This is a genomic window from Citrobacter sp. R-1.5.2, from assembly GCF_035064245.1.
Lineage (GTDB): Bacteria > Pseudomonadota > Gammaproteobacteria > Enterobacterales > Enterobacteriaceae > Citrobacter.
The window spans coordinates 782,847-802,566 of sequence record NZ_JASEYC010000001.1; the positions used below are offsets into that span (position 1 = coordinate 782,847).

The 19,720-nt window shown below is 53.0% G+C and carries 18 protein-coding genes; 7 read left to right on the plus strand and 11 right to left on the minus strand.

Annotation, left to right across the window (positions count from 1 at the left end; translation table 11 throughout):
* Positions 1-151 precede the first annotated feature (151 nt).
* Together QMN38_RS03760 and QMN38_RS03765 are read right to left on the minus strand one after the other, a co-directional pair.
* Complete coding sequence (locus QMN38_RS03760; RefSeq protein WP_323604515.1) at positions 152-1,186, minus strand: NADP-dependent oxidoreductase; 1,035 nt, start codon at positions 1,184-1,186, stop codon at positions 152-154.
* 69 nt (positions 1,187-1,255) lie between these two features.
* A complete protein-coding gene (locus tag QMN38_RS03765) occupies positions 1,256-1,831 on the minus strand; it encodes a helix-turn-helix domain-containing protein (RefSeq protein ID WP_048211614.1) in 576 nt (191 codons plus the stop codon).
* Between the two features lie 37 nt (positions 1,832-1,868).
* On the opposite strand from QMN38_RS03765, the gene QMN38_RS03770 reads away from it, so the two are divergent.
* Positions 1,869-2,387, plus strand: a complete 519-nt coding sequence (locus QMN38_RS03770; protein WP_323604516.1) for a GNAT family N-acetyltransferase — start codon at positions 1,869-1,871, stop codon at positions 2,385-2,387.
* Positions 2,384-2,833, plus strand: coding sequence for a DMT family transporter (locus QMN38_RS03775; RefSeq protein ID WP_271456844.1), 450 nt, complete (start codon positions 2,384-2,386; stop codon positions 2,831-2,833). The genes QMN38_RS03770 and QMN38_RS03775 overlap by 4 nt, the downstream gene beginning before the upstream one ends.
* Before the next feature lie 75 nt (positions 2,834-2,908).
* On the opposite strand, the gene QMN38_RS03780 is transcribed toward QMN38_RS03775, so the two are convergent.
* Positions 2,909-3,142 (minus strand): YdcY family protein, encoded by a 234-nt coding sequence (locus tag QMN38_RS03780; RefSeq protein WP_005126760.1) that lies wholly within the window; start codon positions 3,140-3,142, stop codon positions 2,909-2,911.
* A 17-nt stretch (positions 3,143-3,159) separates the two neighbouring features.
* A complete protein-coding gene (locus tag QMN38_RS03785; protein WP_271448818.1) occupies positions 3,160-4,758 on the minus strand; it encodes an ABC transporter substrate-binding protein in 1,599 nt (532 codons plus the stop codon).
* A gap of 282 nt (positions 4,759-5,040) precedes the next feature.
* Between QMN38_RS03785 and QMN38_RS03790 the strand changes: the two genes are divergently transcribed.
* Genes QMN38_RS03790 through QMN38_RS03800 form a run of 3 tightly spaced genes read left to right on the plus strand, consistent with a single transcriptional unit; the run spans position 5,041 to position 11,490 of the window.
* The gene (locus QMN38_RS03790) at positions 5,041-6,351 is read left to right on the plus strand and encodes an SrfA family protein (protein WP_323604517.1); all 1,311 of its coding nucleotides are present in this window, start codon (positions 5,041-5,043) and stop codon (positions 6,349-6,351) included.
* 4 nt (positions 6,352-6,355) lie between these two features.
* Positions 6,356-9,334 carry a virulence factor SrfB gene (locus QMN38_RS03795; protein ID WP_323604518.1) on the plus strand — a complete coding sequence of 993 codons (2,979 nt, stop codon included), beginning with the start codon at positions 6,356-6,358 and terminating at the stop codon, positions 9,332-9,334.
* Positions 9,331-11,490, plus strand: coding sequence for a virulence factor SrfC family protein (locus QMN38_RS03800; protein ID WP_323604519.1), 2,160 nt, complete (start codon positions 9,331-9,333; stop codon positions 11,488-11,490). Before QMN38_RS03795 ends, QMN38_RS03800 begins: the two co-directional genes overlap by 4 nt.
* Positions 11,491-11,509: 19 nt before the next feature.
* Here the strand turns inward: QMN38_RS03800 and QMN38_RS03805 are convergent, their stop codons facing one another.
* Positions 11,510-11,683, minus strand: a complete 174-nt coding sequence (locus tag QMN38_RS03805) for a GhoT/OrtT family toxin (protein WP_137381813.1) — start codon at positions 11,681-11,683, stop codon at positions 11,510-11,512.
* A 192-nt stretch (positions 11,684-11,875) separates the two neighbouring features.
* Here QMN38_RS03805 and yncL point away from each other — a divergent pair, with 192 nt between their 5' ends.
* On the plus strand, positions 11,876-11,971 hold the full coding sequence (gene yncL, locus QMN38_RS03810; RefSeq protein WP_071828932.1) for a stress response membrane protein YncL: 96 nt from the start codon (positions 11,876-11,878) through the stop codon (positions 11,969-11,971).
* A gap of 121 nt (positions 11,972-12,092) precedes the next feature.
* Here yncL and QMN38_RS03815 read toward each other — a convergent pair whose 3' ends face one another.
* On the minus strand, positions 12,093-12,875 hold the full coding sequence (locus QMN38_RS03815) for an AraC family transcriptional regulator (protein ID WP_323604520.1): 783 nt from the start codon (positions 12,873-12,875) through the stop codon (positions 12,093-12,095).
* A 101-nt stretch (positions 12,876-12,976) separates the two neighbouring features.
* Between QMN38_RS03815 and QMN38_RS03820 the strand changes: the two genes are divergently transcribed.
* Entirely contained in the window at positions 12,977-14,104 is a 1,128-nt protein-coding gene (locus tag QMN38_RS03820; RefSeq protein WP_323604521.1) for a multidrug effflux MFS transporter, read from the plus strand.
* 190 nt (positions 14,105-14,294) lie between these two features.
* On the opposite strand, the gene patD is transcribed toward QMN38_RS03820, so the two are convergent.
* The 5 genes from patD to ydcS are packed head-to-tail and all read right to left on the minus strand — an operon-like array spanning position 14,295 to position 19,663.
* Positions 14,295-15,722: an aminobutyraldehyde dehydrogenase gene (gene patD / locus QMN38_RS03825; RefSeq protein WP_323604522.1), complete on the minus strand. Its 1,428-nt coding sequence runs from the start codon at positions 15,720-15,722 to the stop codon at positions 14,295-14,297.
* Between the two features lie 21 nt (positions 15,723-15,743).
* Entirely contained in the window at positions 15,744-16,550 is an 807-nt protein-coding gene (locus tag QMN38_RS03830) for an ABC transporter permease (protein WP_005126751.1), read from the minus strand.
* The gene (locus QMN38_RS03835; RefSeq protein WP_005126750.1) at positions 16,540-17,484 is read right to left on the minus strand and encodes an ABC transporter permease; all 945 of its coding nucleotides are present in this window, start codon (positions 17,482-17,484) and stop codon (positions 16,540-16,542) included. Before QMN38_RS03835 ends, QMN38_RS03830 begins: the two co-directional genes overlap by 11 nt.
* On the minus strand, positions 17,485-18,501 hold the full coding sequence (locus tag QMN38_RS03840; protein ID WP_323604524.1) for an ABC transporter ATP-binding protein: 1,017 nt from the start codon (positions 18,499-18,501) through the stop codon (positions 17,485-17,487). It lies immediately after the preceding gene.
* A gap of 16 nt (positions 18,502-18,517) precedes the next feature.
* Positions 18,518-19,663: a putative ABC transporter substrate-binding protein YdcS gene (ydcS, locus tag QMN38_RS03845; RefSeq protein WP_137381809.1), complete on the minus strand. Its 1,146-nt coding sequence runs from the start codon at positions 19,661-19,663 to the stop codon at positions 18,518-18,520.
* Between the last annotated feature and the right edge of the window lie 57 nt (positions 19,664-19,720).

Genomic DNA, 19,720 nt, shown 5'->3' on the forward strand with positions numbered 1-19,720 from the left:
TCGCTTGCGGCGAAATCAGTGTTACAACAGATTGGCTCTATACCCCGTGCCGGATGGCGGCGTTGACGCCAAATCCGGCCTACATTTGAGTACTGTGTAGGCCAGATAAGCGAAGTGCCATCAGGCTGTTAGCGCCTTTAGCCTCTTCGTATCACTCTTCAGCAAGACGAATTACGACCTTGCCAAAGTTTTTACCGGTCAGCAGACCGATAAAAGTCTCCGGGGCATTTTCCAGCCCCTCAGTGACCTGCTCGCGATAGTGGATCTTGCCTTCCTGGACCCAGCGCCCCATTTCTCGCTGAAATTCATGAATGCGGTGACCATAATCCTGACCAATGATAAAGCCCTGCAAGCGGATACGTTTTTTCAGTAACGTGGCCATAAGCAGCGGTAAACGGTCTGGGCCCGCCGGCAGTGATGTGGCGTTATAACCGCTCACCAGACCACACAGCGGAATACGGGCGGAGGTGTTGAGTAACGGCAAAACGGCGTCAAAAACTTTACCGCCGACGTTTTCATAATAGATATCGATACCCTGCGGACAGGCTTGTGCCAGTTGGCGTGCGAAATCGGGGGCATGGTGATCGAGGCAGATATCAAAGCCCAACACGTCGGTAGCATGGCGACATTTCTCTGCCCCACCTGCCACACCAACAACCCGACAGCCCTTCAGCTTGCCGATCTGGCCCACGGTTGCGCCAACAGGTCCGGTTGCCGCAGCAACAACCAGTGTCTCACCGGCTTTGGGCTGGCCAATATCCAGCAGCCCCATATACGCCGTAAAACCCGGCATCCCCAGCAGACCAAGCGCCCAGGAAGGATGCTCAGGGTGATCGCCTAACTTTACCAAATCAGAACCATTAGAGATGGCGAAGTCCTGCCAGCCGCTATAGCTCAGCACCCATTCACCGGGTTTAAAATCCGAATGATTCGATGCCATGACCCGACTGACCGTGCCACCCACCATCACGGCACCAATCTCAACCGGAGGCGAATAAGACGGCTCGTCGCTCATACGCCCACGCATATAGGGATCGAGTGAGAGGTAGACGTTACGCAGTAACACCTCTCCGTCACCGGGCGTCGTGATAGCCTCTTCTTCAAGACGGAAGTTACCCGGCACCGGTGCGCCATGCGGACGTGACGCCAGAACCCAGCGACGATTGCGTTGCATTTGTTGACCCATTGATGTTCTCCTCTGCTTTTGGCATGAATCCATCAATAGTAGACGCGCTATCTCTGTGATGCTTTCACATTAATTGCCAGCATGGTTTAACCGCACGACCAGATAAACGCAGGACTGTGCGGTTTCATTGATAAACCGACAGTCGTTTGGCGGCCCCAGCTCCAGGCAATCCCCGGCTTTCATTTCGTGGCGTGTATCACCTTCCACAAACACCAATTCTCCCTGCTGCAACCAGAGAAGCTGTCGGGCCTGCACGTAGGAAGAGGCGGGCATCGGGATATCACTGCCCGCCGGTAATTCGATTTGCACCAGATCGATAGGCAGATCGCTGCGCGGAGAAACGTGGCGGCGCAAATAGTGGCTTTGCGGATCGTGCCAGACCGGCTGGTCGGCGAAACGCAGCAGTTTACCCTCCTGCATTTCAGCCCGGGCAATCAGCGTGGACATGCTGATACCAAACGCACCGGAAAGCCGTCCCAGTAGCGTCGCCGTTGGACTGCTCTCTCCGCGTTCTATTTTATGGATCATCGCCCGCGACACCCCTGCACGTTCGGCAAGTTCCGTCAGCGACCAACCGCGAGATTCCCGCTCAATGCGAATTCTTGCACTGATCCGTTGATTTATGCTGTCTTCAATAGTATTCATATTGTAATACTATAGTGAACAACCCCTGAGGTTCAACATGTCAATTCGATTTGCCAGCAAAGACGACTGCGCCGCCATCGCAGAAATCTACAATCACGCCGTACTGCATACGGCCGCTATCTGGAACGATCAAACGGTCGATGCCGAAAACCGCATCTCCTGGTATGAAGCTCGCCAACTGATGGGGTATCCGGTGCTGGTAAGTGAAGAGAATGGCGTCGTTACGGGGTACGCCTCTTTTGGCGACTGGCGCAACTTTGACGGTTTCCGTCATACCGTCGAACATTCAGTGTACGTGCACCCGGAACATCAGGGAAAAGGGCTGGGGCGCAAGCTGCTCAGCAGACTCATTGAAGAAGCGCGCGCGTGTGGCAAGCATGTCATGGTGGCAGGAATTGAGTCGCAAAATCAGGCATCGCTCCACCTGCATAGCACGCTGGGCTTCAATATTACCGCGCAGATGCCCCAGGTCGGGACTAAATTTGGTCGTTGGCTGGATCTGACTTTTATGCAACTGCAGTTAGATGACCGCAGCGAACCGGATGCGCGTGGATGAATCAGACGCTGACCCTCTCCTTTCTGATTGCCGCAGGTATTGGTCTGGTGGTGCAAAACACGTTGATGGTGCGCATTACCCAGACGTCTTCGACAATCCTTATTGCTATGCTGCTTAACTCACTGGTCGGGATCGTCCTGTTTGTCAGCATACTGTGGTTTAAACAAGGTGCGGCGGGGTTTGGCGAACTGGTTTCCAGCGTGCGCTGGTGGACATTGATCCCGGGTTTACTGGGATCGTTCTTTGTTTTTGCCAGTATCAGCGGATACCAAAACGTAGGTGCCGCCACCACCATCGCGGTGCTGGTCGCCAGCCAGCTTATTGGCGGTCTGGTGCTGGATATTCTGCGTAGCCAGGGTGTACCGCTTCGCGCGCTAATAGGTCCGGTATGCGGTGCGATATTGCTGGTAGTGGGTGCCTGGCTGGTGGCAAGACGTTCGTTTTAAGCCTGATAGCGTTTCGCTTATCAGGCCTACGGAACGCCGGATGAGGTGTGAACACCGCCATCCGGCAAGGAAATATCAAAGAATAGAGCCGCCTTTGGTCAGTTGCTCACGACGCGCTTCCATATCTTCTTTATGCTGCCGCCCATGATGTGCAATTGCTGTACGCAAACGTTGTTGCTGGGTGTAACGATCTTCCCGGCTCAGCGCAACATCATCGCTCAGTTCAATCAGCAATTCATTCATATGCGTAATGACGCTGTCTTCAATGGCAGCATCAACACGTGCGCTGACCTCATCCAGATGCGACATACTCCCTCCTTAACGTATTAATTTAATTTCGCTTTTGAAAAATCACTGCCCATCAGGCTAACGCTGTATCCGCTGACGTTACTGCGTGTGGCATAGAAAGTTTTGCCATTCGCCAGCGCAATCCACGGAGCCTGCTGATAGAAAATTTCCTGCGACTGCTGGTAAAGCGCGGCGCGCTCTTGCGGTTTGCTCACCAGTTTCGCCTTTTGAACCAGCGAATTATACTCTTTATCACACCAGCGCGCGGCGTTTGATCCGGTTTTAATGCTGTCGCAACCCAGCAGAACATCAGCAAAGTTATCCGGATCACCGTTATCTGACATCCAGCCAAACAACGCAGTATCGTGCTCGCCTTTACGCATCCCGGAGAGATATTCCCCCCATTCCCAGGAGACGATTTTCGCTTTCACACCGACTTTTGCCCAGTCGCTTTGAATCATCTCAGCAATACGACGAGAGTTCGGGTTATAGGGGCGCTGTACTGGCATAGACCACAATGTCGCTTCAAAACCGTTTTCCAGCCCCGCTTTCTTCAGCAGTTCTTTCGCTTTCTGTGGGTCGTAATCATAATCTTTCAGGTCTTTGTTGAAGCCCATCATATTCGGCGGGATTGGCGATTTCGCCACCGTGCCGGAACCTAAAAAGACCGCGTTAATAATGGCTTTTTTATCTGTCGCATAGTTCAGCGCCTGGCGCACCAGTACGTTATCAAACGGTTTTTTCTCCGTATTAAACGCCAGATAACCGACATTCAACGCTTCGACCGAATGCAGCGTCAGATCCTTGTTCTTTTTGATTTCATCAAACTGCACCGGTGCTGGCGCGGGAATAATCTGGCATTCGTTGGTTTGCAGTTTCGCCAGTCGCGTCTGTACGTTTGGTGTGATGGAGAAAATCAGATGTTTCGTTGGCACCGCACCATCCCAGTAGTTCGGGTTTGCCAGATAGCGGATTTGTGAATCCTGCTTGTACTGTTGCAAGACATAAGGCCCGGTACCAATCGGCCAGTTATCGACGTTTTCCGGCGTGCCTTTTTTCAGCATCTCATCGGCATATTCTGCCGAAAGAATAGAGGCAAAATCCATCCCCCAGTCAGCAAGAAATGCGGCGTTGGGCTCGTTCAGGACAAACTGAACGTGATAATCATCAACCTTCTTAACCTCCTTGATCAGTTTGTCCAGGCCAACATCGTTGAAATATTCATAGCTACCCTGTGAAACCTTATGGTACGGATGATCAGCATCTTTCTGGCGTAATACCGAGAAAACGACGTCATCGGCATTGAAATCACGGGTAGGTTTAAAGAACTTATTACTATTGAACTTCACGCCCTGACGCAGGGTAAATGTGTAGGTCTTGCCGTCGGGGGAAATTGTCCACTCCGTTGCCAGAGACGGGACCGGGGTATTTTTGACCGGATCGAAGTTGATCAATCGGTTGTACAACACCTGTGAACTGGCGACAAACGACGGACCTGAACTGGCAATTTGGGGGTTAAATGATTCCGGCGATGCTTCAGAACAGTAAACAATGGTATCAGTACTGGCGGCATAGGCAGCGCCTGTTGGTAAGACGGCGCTGAGTGCCAGCGCGAGCAGCGTTTTCCTTGCAATCATGGTTATAAGCCTTCTTCTTTTATTATTTACTCGTCTATCAGAGCATAGCTGGCAAAGACGCACTAATAACAAATCTCTATCAGGTTATTCTAATCTGGTGGTTTTCGCTGATTAATTCATCATCGCAGGCGAAATAATTTACCTTAAGTCTTTTTCAAAACGTCAAGATTTTTCCCGATACTCTATGCCATGAAAATTCGCCCCTTTTTGCCTCTCTTCCGACGTTTGCTTACTTTTATTCCCCGTAAAGTAGATGTGTGAAGAAGTCTAAGGGGCAATTACGTGGCAAAAACTCTCTTGCGCAGCGGCAATTTGGATGACTATCAGGCCGTGGGTGGCGGTGGTCAGGCCGTGTTTGATTCAGCACTACAAATTCGTGAAACGCTTCGTCTGCGTAAACAACAGGCGATGGCGGATTGTCTGGCAATCCCACAAGTTAACGACAGTGGCGATCGGGTGGACTGGTACTCCCCGATTGAAGGAAAGGCTGTCGCGTGGAAAGCCGCTGATGAAGATGCGCGCTTTCGGGCTCTGCGCTATCTGTCCAGTACGCTGGAGAATGCCGCGGCCCTGAGTCGAAAAAGCCTGCAATCAGGTAAAACTTCCCTGCAACTGTTTGGTTCACTACTCGACAAAGCCATCCAGTTTCCAGGTGAGAACCACGTGTTCCTGGTTGATGGCAAACCCGTCATTACGTTCTGGGGCTTCGTCAATCTAAATGAAAACACCCGTGACGATGTACTCGATTGCCTGCGTCATACCGATGTTCCGCCAGTTGTAGTGGCACCTGAACCGGAGCCGGAAGCCGAAGAAATCCCGGCGGAAATCACTTTCGCCGAGGCCGATACCCCGCTGCTGACAACGGCTATTGAGCTACCGAAACCCGCGGTTCCCGAACCCTCCCCCCCGGTCATCGTGAGTGAGCCAGAGATCGCGCCGCCGCCAGTTCAGCGTAAGCCCACACGTCGCCTGCCGCTGTGGAGCCTGCCCGTTGCTGCGGCAGTCATTGCCGCCATTGCAGGGCCGCTATTGTGGAAACAGTACGCAGAATCTCCCGCACCTGCGGTTGCCCCCATTGACGTGGCAAAGGTAGACAGTACCCTCCTGCCTGAACTAACACCTTCACTACCGCTGCATCGGGCTGAAGTCATTCCACCGGTGAAAAAAGAGAAGCCCGTAGAAGGACCGGTGGTAATTGCCGCCATCCCGAAAGATGCGTTGGTAATGGATGCCAACCAGATGAAGGCTGGTACAACACGTTTTCTTAACGGCAACTGGCGTGTGCTGGTCGATATAAAAGATCCGGTCAGTGGTAAGGCCCCGTCGCTGCGTTATCAAATTCAGGCCAATAAAGGCACTGCGCGCGTGGTGCATGGCGACAATATCGTTTGTCGCGCCGAGATTTTCTCTGGTTTGCATCAATCGGGCGAATTAATGATTAAGAGTCGCGGGAATGCCCGTTGCACGGACGGTTCGCGATACCCCATGCCTGAGATCACCTGTAAAGCAGGGACAAACGACGTCGCAGCTTGTACCGCGCGTTATGACGAACACGCGGAAATCCCTTTGACGATCAAAAAGATAGGTGCCTGATTTTATGTTGGTGAATCTGTGTGATTACAAACAGAGCGTAACGCTCATCGCCAATAGCGGTGTGCAATTTCTGGATTTTGGGCTGACACCACAGGAATCTGCGCACCACGGTCGTTTTGTTCGTAAAACGGCAAACGGTCCTCTACTGCGTCTGGATTTCGATCTGGCGTCGGGACGCTATACCCTGCCGGGCAATACCGGTGGTCAACCCGAAGTCGTGAAACCGGAAAGCACGCAGACGCTGCATTATTCTCTGGACGTACTTGACGGTGTCTGGTTGCCGCTGCCGTTCCTGCGTTTTAACCCGCCCCGCACATTTGTTGAAGGCCCGGATAACTGGGCGCGTGTACAGGTGCGAAAACTCACACAACCGGACAGTGCCGGCAATACTCACCGTGTCACGGTGGCGCTGGACAGTCAGTTGACTGAAGCCCCGGCAGCATTGACGCCAAATGAGAACGATCTGCTGAATGGCACGCGATTTGCGCTGGCCTGGCACGATAATGAGATCGCAGATTTCCTCGACCAGACGTGGATTGATGGCTGGCTACGCGAGTCCTTTTTGCAGCACGTCACGCAGCAAGAAAACCGTTCAGAGCAGGAGATCCAACAAGCGCTACGAAACTTTGAATACCAGGCGCACTGGCTGAATGTGTTGACCCTGTTAGGCGAACAACTTTCCGTCCCGGAAGTGAAGCTGGTGACCCATACGCTCAGCACACCCGCGATTCCTGTCGATCTGATTCTGGATATTGGCAATACCCATACCTGCGGCGTGTTGATTGAAGATCATGGCGATGCCAATGACGGTTTGCGTCAGACGGCCGAATTACAAGTGCGTTCATTAAGCGAACCACAGTTCCTCAACGATCCCCTGTTCACCAGCCGACTGGAGTTTTCCGAGGCGCGCTTTGGAAAGCAACATTTCTCCGTTGAGAGCGGTCGCGATGATGCATTTATCTGGCCGTCGATTGTCCGCGTTGGGGATGAAGCCCGTAAGCTGGCGATGCAGCGTATGGGAACGGAAGGCAGCAGTGGGATCTCCAGCCCACGTCGGTACTTATGGGATGAAACCCCCGTTTTACACGACTGGCGCTTTAGCCAGATGAACAGTAAAACGCAGCGCGAGCCGCTGGCTACCGCCTTCCCGCTGATGAATCTGATGAACGATGACGGTCAGCCGCTGTTCAGCCTGCCGCAAGATGACCGGCTGCCAGTGTTCTCACCACAATACAGCCGCAGCACGCTGATGACACATATGTTGTGCGAGATTCTGGCCCAGGCGCTGGGACAAATTAACAGCGTAGCGACACGGCTGCGTCTCGGTTTCCCGGCCTCTCCACGCCAATTGCGTACGCTGATCCTCACGCTGCCGTCAGCCATGCCAAAACAGGAACGTGAGATCTTCCGTCTGCGTATGTTTGAAGCCATTGCGCTGGTCTGGAAAGCAATGGGCTGGCACCCGCAGGACGAAGACTTTACCACCCGCAAACAGCAAGAAAAAAGCGTCGTTCCCGTACCTGAGATCCAAATGGAGTGGGATGAGGCCAGCTGCGGGCAGTTGGTTTGGCTGTATAACGAAGCGATTTCACACTATGACGGGCACACAGAATCGTTCTTCAACGCCCTCGCCCGTCCGGACCGTCAGCCAGAACCCGGTGAAGTTAAAGGTCGTGCGCTGCGCGTCGCCTCCATCGATATTGGTGGCGGCACGACGGATATGGCCGTGGTCCATTATCAACTGGATGACGGCGTTGGGGCGAATGTCAAAATCACCCCGCATTTGCTGTTTCGTGAAGGCTTCAAAGTCGCTGGGGATGACATGTTGTTGGATGTCATACAACGCTGCATACTGCCCGCCCTGCAAACCCGCTTACAACAGGCTGGCGTGACCGATGCCGCCGCCCTGCTGGCCACACTGTTTGGTGATTCCGGGAGAATCGATACTCAGGCTATTTTGCGACAACAAACCGCATTACAACTCTTTATGCCACTGGGTCATGCGGTGCTAAGTGCCTGGGAGCAAAGCGATATTAACGATCCCGTAGCGGGGTTGCACGCCACCTTTGGCGAACTGCTTTCACAGCGTCCAACGCGCAATGTGATGAACTATATCCAACAGGCTATCGATCATGCATTACCGTCTGGTTCACCGGCTTTTGATGTGCTGAGCGTTCCGTTGCAGGTGCAGTTCAGACAGTTGCAAGAAGCGCTGCTGGCAGGGCAATTTACCCTGACATCCCCTCTGCACGCCGTTTGTGAAGCGATTTCCCACTATCGTTGCGATATTTTGTTAGTCACTGGCAGACCCGCCTGTTTGCCGGGGGTTCAGGCGCTAATCCGCCATCTGCAACCCGTTCCGGTCAACCGCATGATCTGGATGGACAGCTATCGCGTTCATGAGTGGTATCCGTTCAGCCAGCAAGGGCGTATCGGCAATCCAAAATCTACCGCTGCCGTTGGCGCGATGCTGTGTAGCCTGGCGCTGGATTTACGCCTGCCGCGCTTTAACTTTAAAGCTGCGGATATCGGCGCGTACTCGACGGTCCGCTACCTCGGTGTACTGGATAATACGGTCAATACATTGCGCGATGAAAATATCTGGTATCACGACATCGATCTGGATAAACCTGGAGCAAAACTGGATACCCGTTTGCACTTCCCGCTGCGCGGTAACGTGACACTGGGCTTTCGCCAGTTAGCAAACAGCCGCTGGCCAGCCACTCCGCTGTATACACTGAGCATCAATTCTGCTGAGCTGGCAAAAACAATTGCCGGTGACGGTGTACTAAATGTACGGCTGCAACTGCGCGGCGGCAGCAAAGAGACGGGACCGGAATTTTTCGTTCTCAGTGATGCCTGGCTACAGGATGGCACGCCCGTTGCCGCCAATGCCCTAACGTTAAAACTGAATACACTGGCAGATCGTCGCCATAGCGGCAGCCATTACTGGATTGATAGCGGGAGTGTGTACCTGAAATGAGTAAGATGTTTAACACAGCACAAGCCGCCATCGAATGGGTGAATGACACACGCCAGCGTGCAGCGCGTCTTGATGATGAAGCGGATTCTCTGCTCGCTCAGCTCACCATCGCCGCGGTTACTGAGTCTGCGCTGCATACGGCGTTTTCATCGCGTGGCTGTGTGGGGCTGTACGGTCATTCGCAGCCAGCAAAAGCACATCTGTTGTCCGCACTGTGCAGCGACACCAGTGGGAAATTGAATATTGCTACACCGGATCGCAGCTTTGATTACTTTTCGCATATCAATCCGGGCCATGCGCCGACCAATATGGCGATCCGCTTTACGCGTGAAGATAATCCCGTTGATAGCGAGTGGCCTCTGCGTCTGCGCTTACTGAGTGAAGCGGAACTGGTGCAGCTATTTATCACGCAGTTTTGCGCAATGCCTGACAGCCGCCAGGTTGAAAAATCAATTATTGAAGCCCGGTTAGAAAAATGGCAAACGCTGCGTCAGCGTCATCCGGTTCAGGGCGTCACGGCACATGACGTAGCCGCCATAGGCCGTTTCTGGCGCTCTTGTGTTCCTGCGAACCAGCAGCAAATTGATGATGCGCTATGGCATCAGTTTGCTACGTTGCTGCCGGCACTGGATCTGACCACCCGCGCTCACGCCTGGGCGCTGTTGTGGGGAGAACAACCAGAGTTAACGCAGCAATGGCTGGCATTAGCGCACACTTTGCAACAAACCGGACAGGCACACGAGCTAGCCGCACCGCTGAGTTTGCTGGTCGATCATTTTGGCTTGCCTGCCGAAAGCTTCCTGACCCAGGTCGCATTAACCGGGAACGACGCGCAAAGCGATGTGGTGGTTCATCCTGTTGAAAACCATCAGTTGCTTAACGCGGTCAGTCTGTCGCTGGAATCGCTGGCACTGCTGACGCGTGAACTGGTGCTGACTGTTGAAGACTCAGTTTTGGAAAACGTCGACCTGCTCGATATCCCCCTCGCACCTGATGCTCACCCCAACCCGCTGTGGCGGGCCAAATTAGGCTGGATGCTGGAACATTACCGCCAGCATCTGCAACCCGATGTCCTGCTGATCTGCAACGCAGTGTCTTCACGCTCGCAGACACCGGCCATCACGCGCAAATTAATGAGCTGGGCCAACGATACCCAACCCGTACATGATGCGGCATTACCGGGGGTTGTGTGGGCCATTACGCCACAAGATGCTCGTTTTAGCACACAGCAAAACCTTGATGAGGCCGTGCAGCAATTAATGGGCAAGCCCGGGTTGCGCTGGGGGACATTGCAGGCACTGGATAAACACAGCTTGTTGCGCCTTGCTGAATGGTTGTCCCAGGCGACATCAGCGCAACAACGCCAGTCTCGGCTAACGTCCCTGCATGAACAGCATCAACAGCATGTTCGGGAAACGCTGATGAGTTGGCTTAACGACAGCGAAAGCGTGCCAGACTCCAGCGAGACAGTGATCCGCCAGCTTCAGGCCCAGGCAGCAAAGCATGGTGAACTTCTGGAGGGGTTACTACCACCGATGCGCTGCTTTGAGTCGTTGCTGCGTATCCAGCAGCCACGCGAAGAACAAGTCAGTGGACTCTTTAATGAAGAGATCGACCTGTTTGCCGACGTCCGGGAGCCATTGCACTCATCCGAAAGCAAAGAGACCGGGTACCAGGCGCACAAAATGTGGATCAACCATGTGCGTCAGTGGTGTCGTGATGACAATAATGCGCGCCGATTACGGCTTGAGCCGCGAACGCTGCGACAGGTAGCCGACATTCTTATCACTACCAGCTATCGGCTGGAGATGCCTCAGCGGCTTCAGCAGATTATGCAGCGAGAGAACGTCTGCGGGGCGCAGTTACACGCCGATATCGGTGATTTTATTACCTGGCTCGGCTACGCCAACGTTGCCGAGGAACAACGCCCTGCCAGCAGAGTCCTCAAGGGCGCGGCTATTTTCAGTGCGCCAGTACAACAACCGATGTCGCGCCTGACTCAGTTGGATGAGCAGCCGCAGCACGGTGCAAGCCGACACGTTTACGACTGGCTGGTTGCGTTGTACACTCGTGCAAATGAAAACGTGGGATACCAGCATCCTCTGGACGTAACCAATGACGACAGACTGCGCTTAGTCGCTCTGCTAACCCCCTGATGCGGCATTGACAGCGACATCAGAAAAGAGAAAACAGGAGTGCGACAGGAAAGCTCATCGGCCATGTCGCCCCGACTAATACCGCGCTCAGAAAGCGAATACGTTTTTTATCACGCGACAGAAACCAGGTGATGATTGCCGCAATAGCGGCCATCACCGCATAAAAAATCAACATTTTTTGGTACAGAGACATTTAGGGCATCCAGGCCAGAAGGGAAAATCGCGCGCAATATGCTCTCTTTCATGACCCACATCAAGTTTTATTCATTTTTTTAAGAAAAACGCCTGAAAAACAACCCACTTTCAATATGTTCAGATTTCGTACTATTGCGGATAGTTATAAGCCGTACTATACCCAAAGGGGTTAAAACGAAAGGTGGCAAAAATGAATGTTTCCAGTAAGACTGTGGTGCTGATAAATATATTTGCTGCTGTAGGACTTTTCAGCCTGATATCCGTAAGGTTCGGCTGGTTTGCTTGATGTGACTCTTTTTGATGAATTGCAGCGCCTGCTGGCAGAGAGAAAATCTTCTCTCTGCCATTAGTAAACGATCTTCCCACTCCGCCACTGCCTGGTAAATTATCCTTAATATGTAATACCCCTAATCCTTCTGCGGCATTATTCCCCCGTGATAGCGGGTCGGTGTTGTACCTGTTAGCTGCCGAAAAAACACGATGAAGGCACTGTCGCTAACAAATTCCAGCTGTTGCGCCACCTGGCTTATTGAGTCCCCCTCCGCCAACATCTCCATCGCTTTTAACAACCTGAATTGCTGCCGCCAGGTCTGATAGTTCATCCCTGTATCTCTGATAAAAATGCGGCTGATTGTTCGTTCGCAAGCACCGACCTGGCGGGACAACTGATTCAGTCGGGGCGGTAACGCCCCCATTCGAACCCCTTCCAGCCACCGATCCAGGCGAACATCTGAGGGAAACTGCAACGTCCAGTTTTCACGACGTGCAGCCCTGATTTCTTCACAAAAAACAGTGATGAGGCTGGCCTGCTGCGTTTCTGCCATCTGCCAGGGCCAGAATGCCATCCGTTCTATGACTTCAAAAAAGAGCGGGTTCACTTCGACAACCTGTAGTGGCAAGGCGGATAACGTCGGCAGAATGGTTGAAAAATATAATGACCGATAAGCCATCACCCCGCGCATGATGGCCCGGTGAACCGTACCCGCGGGGATCCAGACCGCACGGCGAGGCGGAAGAAGACACAGGGTATTTTCCAGTTCAATGGTGATGCACCCCGCCGCCGAAAAGAGTAACTGATGGCGAAGATGACTGTGCCGACCTGAATCATGTACGCCCATATCAGAGGCAATACCAACGACTGTTTCCTTAAAACCATCCGGGTCGAAGACATCATCAGGCGCAATTTTCATCATCTGTCCGATATTTGATATATAAAGTCCTGATAATGGTAATTAGACATTTTCTATTCAGCAATAATCCCCCCAAGTTTTTTGTTTCTCTGGATATTGTTATGAATATGACTCATCGACCGCCCTTATGGCTTCTCACATTACTGATTATGTTTCCACAACTGGTGGAAACCATTTACAGCCCGGCATTGCCAAATATCGCCACGTTTTTTCAAATAAGCAGTGAACGTGCTGCTCAAACACTTTCCGTTTATTTTGTCGCCTTTGCCGTGGGGGTTGCACTGTGGGGCTGGCTTAGCGACTGCATTGGACGACGCTGGGCAATGATGGCTGGACTCCTCTGTTACGGGACAGGTTCCGTAATGGCGGTTATTGCCACTGATTTCAGCATCTTGCTGCTGGCCCGTATGGTATCAGCCATTGGCGCGGCCGCCGGGTCTGTGGTGGTGCAGACTATGTTGAGGGACAGTTATGAATCAACAACACTGTCCCGCATTTTTTCCATTATGGGCGCAGCACTGGCAATCAGCCCGGTTTTTGGTCTGGTGAGCGGAGGTTGGTTAGTCAGTCTATACGGTCATACAGGCGTTTTTACTGCGCTGGTATTGCTGGCGATACTGTTGCTAATGCTAACCGCAGCCTTATTGCCGGAAACACGGCCGGAGACGACGCGCAGACCACAATTAACGGGCCTAGTCTCCCGCATGGTGAGGGACAGTACACTGTGGAAAAATGCCATGCTGGTTGCACTGCTGAATACCATGCTATTCAGCTATTACAGCCTGGCCCCGTTTCTTTTCGGACAGTTAGGATGGAGTTCCAGAGCATTTGGATGGACGGGATTCTTGCTTGCCCTCGCGTCACTCTCAGGCAGCCTGCTGAATCGCAAGCTGTTAATGATCAGTTTGTCATCGGAATATCTGGTGCGCCATGCCTGTGCTTTAGCTCTGCTGTCTGGTCTCGCAGCATGGTGGCTACAGCATTCAGTCTGGATTCTGCTGCCTGTGGTCGGGGTTGTTGTTGCCTATGGCATTGCGATCCCCAATGTGCTGAGTCAGGCTCTGCATCACTATCGTGAACAGGCCGGGGCCGCGGGGGCTCTGTTCGGATTATGCTACTACCTGTTATTGGGAATGATGTTAGGGTTAGCGGGTATCGTGCAGCAACTGGGACTGGTTCTGACTGTCTGTGCGTTCATCGCCTGGCTATGTAGCCTGTGCCGTCGTTAGAACACTCACCTAAATATTCAGGCCCCGACATTGTGCCGGGGCCTGATTATGTGCAAATTAGCCTGACCTCGCGGATATTTCCAACTTACCGCCGTCCGATGGCGACGAGGCCAGTGGCGCGCATAGTATAGAGACACGTTTGACGATATTTAGCTATCCGTGCCCCTTTTACCGTCAGCGGTTTAAGATATTACTCATGCTTGATCATGACATGGCGAATCACCGTGTAATCTTCCAGTCCGTAGACCGACATATCCTTGCCATAGCCTGATTGTTTTTGTCCCCCATGAGGCATTTCACTCACCAGCGTGAAGTGGGTGTTGACCCAGGTACAGCCATACTGCAGGCGGGCGCTCAGTCGGTGCGCGCGACCAACATCCCGCGTCCAGACTGACGATGCCAGTCCATACTTCGAATCATTGGCCCACGCCAGGACCTGATCTTCATCATCAAAGACGGTAACACTGACCACCGGACCAAAGACCTCACGCTGCACAATAGCATCTTCCTGTTTCGCGCCCGCCAGCAACGTTGGCGCAAAATAGTAGCCTGAACCCTCCACCTTTTTGCCGCCGGTGATGACCTTGATGTGTCCGAGCGCTTTCGCGTCATCGACCGCTTTTACTACCCTGTCAAGATGCGCCTGTGAGCTTAACGGTCCCAGTTCTGTCGTTTCATCATTCGGTGCGCCAATTTTCAGGCTGGCAACGGCGGCGCCGAGTTTTTCGACCAACGCATCATAGATGCCTTTTTGCGCGTAGATTCGACACGCAGCAGTGCAATCCTGTCCGGCGTTGTAGTACCCAAAAGTCCGTACACCACTGACCACCGCATCAAGATCGGCATCATCAAAAATAATCACCGGGGCTTTCCCACCCAGTTCCATATGCGTACGTTTAATCGAAGGCGCAGTATGCTGGATAATATGTTCCCCGGTCACAATTGAGCCGGTCAGTGAAACCATGCGTACTTTTTCATGGCCGGTCAGCGGATCGCCCACCGTTTTACCCCGGCCAAACAGGACGTTAATCACGCCTGCCGGGTAAATATCTTTCGCATATTCTGCCAGTTTAAGCGCCGTCAGCGGGGTAATTTCTGAAGGTTTAATCACCACACAGTTGCCGGCGGCCAGTGCGGGAGCCAGTTTCCATGCCGCCATCATTAGCGGATAGTTCCAGGGCGCGATGGAGGCCACCACACCTAACGGATCGCGACGAATCATGGAAGTATGCCCTTCCAGATACTCCCCGGCGGCCTGTCCTTGCAGGGTGCGCGCTGCCCCCGCAAAGAAACGGAAAACATCCACGATGGCCGGAATTTCATCATTAAGCACACAATGTAGCGGTTTACCGCAGTTGAGCGATTCCAGCTCCGCGAAGGTCTGTGCATTATCTGCAATGGTATCCGCCAGCTTTAACAACAGCTCCGAACGCACTTTCGGCGTGGTTTGGCCCCAGGCGGCAAACGCGTTGTCTGCCGCGCGCACTGCGGCATCAACCTGCATGGCTGACGCCTCAGCAATTTCCAGAATAAGTTCACCAGTGGCAGGGTTATAAACTGGTTGCTTTTCACCTTCACCGCTGACCAGCTCACCGTTAATCAGTAATTGATGTTGCATAGCAATTTCCCATATCGTCGTTTATTTACCGTTTCCGGCGACGGTGTCGCCTTCACGCGTTAGCCACCAGGCCCCTAAAATTGGCAGTGTTGTTACCAGCATTACCAGCAATGCCACAACGTTGGTAACAGGCACATCTCGTGGACGGCCCAGTTGATTGAGCAGCCACAGAGGAAGTGTTCTTTCATGTCCGGCGGTGAACGTTGTCACGATGATTTCATCAAACGACAAGGCAAACGCCAGCATACCGCCCGCCAGCAGTGCTGATGCCAGATTGGGCAGCACGACATAACGAAAGGTTTGCCAGCCGTTGGCGCCAAGATCCATAGACGCTTCAACCAGACTCCATGAGGTGCGGCGAAAACGCGCCACGACGTTGTTAAAGACAACCACCACGCAAAACGTCGCATGACCCACCACGATCGTGAGAAAACCCGGCTCCAGGTTGATGGTCTTAAATGCCGTCAGCAGTGCCAGGCCGGTAATAATGCCCGGCAGCGCAATCGGCAACAGCAGCAACAGCGATATTGCGCTTTTACCGAAAAAGTCCCTGCGCCACAGCGCAGCCGCCGCCAGCGTACCCAGTACCAGAGCGATTGCTGTCGACAACGCAGCGATTTTAAGTGACAACGTCACTGATTCAAGAATATCGCTACGCTGCGCCGCCACGCTAAACCAACGCAGTGTCAGTCCCTGCGGCGGAAAACTAAAAGCAGCCTCCTCTGTATTAAAAGCATAGGTGCCGATGATGAGGATGGGAAAGTGCAGAAAAAGAACCCCTCCCCATGCTGCCAGTTTGAGTAACCAGGGTGCGCGTTCAGAGTGCATCGAAAGCTCCCAGACGCTTCACGAACGCCAGATACAGTGCAATTAAGACAATGGGCACCAGAGTGAATGCCGCCGCCATTGGCATATTGCCGATAGCCCCTTGTTGCGAATACACCATGTTGCCGATGAAATATCCCGGCGGTCCCACCAGTTGCGGCACAATAAAGTCACCCAGCGTCAGTGAGAACGTAAAGATAGAACCAGCGGCTATACCGGGTATTGCCAGTGGGAAAACCACATAGCGGAAGGTTTGACGAGGGCGCGCGCCCAAATCAGCCGATGCCTGCAAAAGCGAGGGTGGAAGCCGTTCCAGAGCAGCCTGAACCGGCAGGATCATAAAGGGAAGCCAGATGTAGACAAAAACCAAAAAGCGCCCTAATCCCGATGTTGACAGCGTATTACCGCCGACAGCTGGCAAAGTGAGGAAAGCGGTCAACAGTGGCTCCAGCCCGAGATGGGTTAAAAACCACTGCGCCACGCCGTCTTTCGCTAACAGCAGCGTCCACGCATAGGCTTTGACGATATAGCTCGCCCACATCGGCAGCATGACGGCAATGTAAAAAAAGGCTTTCATTTTGCCACTGGTATAGCGCGCCATATACCATGCCATCGGGAACGCCAGAATGGCGCTGGCAATCGTCACCGCCACTGCCATTGTCAACGTTCGTACAATGATGTCGTAATTGGCCGGATTAAACAGCGCCTGCAGATTCGCCAGCGTCAGGTCTGGCGTCACCGACATGGTGAAATCGTCGAAGGTGTAAAAACCTTGCCACAACAGCGTCAGCAACGATCCAAAGTAGACGATGCCAAACCACATCAACGGCCCGAGCAGCAGCAAAAACAGCCCAAGCCCTGGATTACGCCAGAAGAACCCCGAGATACGGTTCAGCTTTGTCGGCTGTGCGGGCGAATGTATGACGTTCATAGCCATTCACCTCTCCTCTATCAGCGGAACCATGACATCGCGTGACCACGATGCCATCACCTGCTGACCCGGCGACAGCGTCGACGGCAGCATTTCTCCCGTCAGGTTCGCCTGGCTCACCAGCAATTTTTCACCGCCAGCAAGTTTCAGCTCAAAACGCGTCGCCGCCCCCTGGTACTGCACCGCCTGAATGACCCCCCGAGCCTGAACCTCGCCTCCCATATCATTTAACCGAATATGTTCCGGGCGCAGCGAGAACATCCCCTGCAACCCGCAGACGTTTGCCGACATCGCTTCGTCAAAGACGTTTGACGTCCCCACAAAACTCGCCACAAACGGCGTGCGCGGACGCATGTAGAGTTCGCGGGGGGAATCCACTTGCTCAATACGACCATTGTTAAATACCGCCACACGATCGGACATCGACAGCGCCTCACCCTGATCGTGGGTGACAAAGATAAAGGTGATGCCGAGTGACTGCTGGAGTTTTTTCAGCTCCAGTTGCATCTGTTCGCGTAGCTTGAGATCCAACGCACCGAGTGGCTCATCCAACAGTAAAACGCGAGGCTCATTGACCAACGCACGGGCAATCGCTACACGCTGACGCTGTCCACCCGAGAGTTGTGATGGCTTGCGTTCATGGACAAAGCCGAGCGCAACCTTGTCTAACGCCTCTCGCGCCCTGGCATGACGCTGCTTTTTATCAATGCCTTTCACCATCAGCCCATAAGCCACGTTGTCGAGAATCGACATATGCGGGAAGAGTGCGTAATCCTGAAATACCGTGTTGACGTCCCGTTCCCAGGGCGGTAATTCACTGGCTTGCTTGCCAAAAATTTTAATTGAACCGCCAGAAAGCTGCTCAAACCCTGCAATCATGCGCAGACAAGTCGTTTTGCCGGAGCCGGATGGCCCCAGCATAGAGAAAAACTCACCATCATTAATTGCAATACTTACCCCATCAACTGCACGAACATCCCCGTACAGACGCGAGACATTATGAAACTCCACTGCGTACGTCATAAAACCCCCAGCGGAATTAACGACCGCCCATAATGGCGATGTAATCCTGCGTCCAGCGACTGTAAGGAACGAATTTTCCACCTTCTGCGATTGGCGTTTTCCAGAAAGCAATCTTGTCAAAATAGCTATAGCCGTTGGTTTCACAGCCTTTTTCACCCAGCAGCGGGCTGGCTTTACAACCTTCAGGGACTACCGGCAGAGATCCAAACCAGGCAGCGACGTCGCCCTGAACTTTCGGGGTTAATGACCAGTTCATCCATTTGTAAGCACAGACAGGATGCTTCGCTTCGCTATGCAGCATGGTGGTGTCAGCCCAACCGGTGACGCCCTCTTTCGGGAAAACCGTGGCAATTGGCTGGCCTTCTGCTTTCAGGGCGTTAGCCTGGTAAGGCCAGGCACTTGATGCCACCACACCTTCGTTTTTGAAGTCACTCATTTGTACAGTGGTGTCATGCCAGTAGCGATGGATCAGTGCGTGCTGATCGCTCAGGACTTTGATGACCGCCTGATACTGTTTCTCGGTCAGCTGATAGGGATCGGTGATACCCAACTGCGGCTGAGTGGCTTTGACGAACAGCGCCGCATCGGCGATATAGATCGGACCATCGTACGCCTGGACTCGCCCTTTATTGCTTTTTCCGTCCTCAAGTTTTTGCTCGACGAACACCACGTTCCAACTATCTGGCGGCGTTGGGAAAATTTTGGTGTTATACATCAGCAAGTTGGGGCCCCATTGATACGGAGTGCCGTAAACTTTCCCCCCGACGTTAAACCATTCCCCTTTAACCACACGCGGATCGATAGTTTTCCAGTTTGGGATAAGCGCAGGATTTATAGGCTGGACACGTTTGCCCATAATCAGGCGCAGTGACGCATCGCCAGACGCCGTCACCAGGTCATAGCCGCCTTTCGCCATCAGGCTCACCATTTCGTCTGATGTGGCCGCTGTTTTAACATTGACGGCACAACCGGTTTCCTTCTCAAACTGTGAAACCCAGTCATATTGTTTATCGGTTTGTCCGCGTTCGATATAACCCGGCCAGGCAATAATATCCAGGCGCCCTTCCGGTTTATCTAATGATGTTGGGGGTTCGGCTGCCTGGGCTGTCATCAGCGTCATACTGAGTGCACACAAGCTACTGAGGGCAAATTGCTTGCTCATAACGTCTTACTCCTGTCGAAAAAATATTGAGCGGCAGCCTTGCCGTAAATATATGTC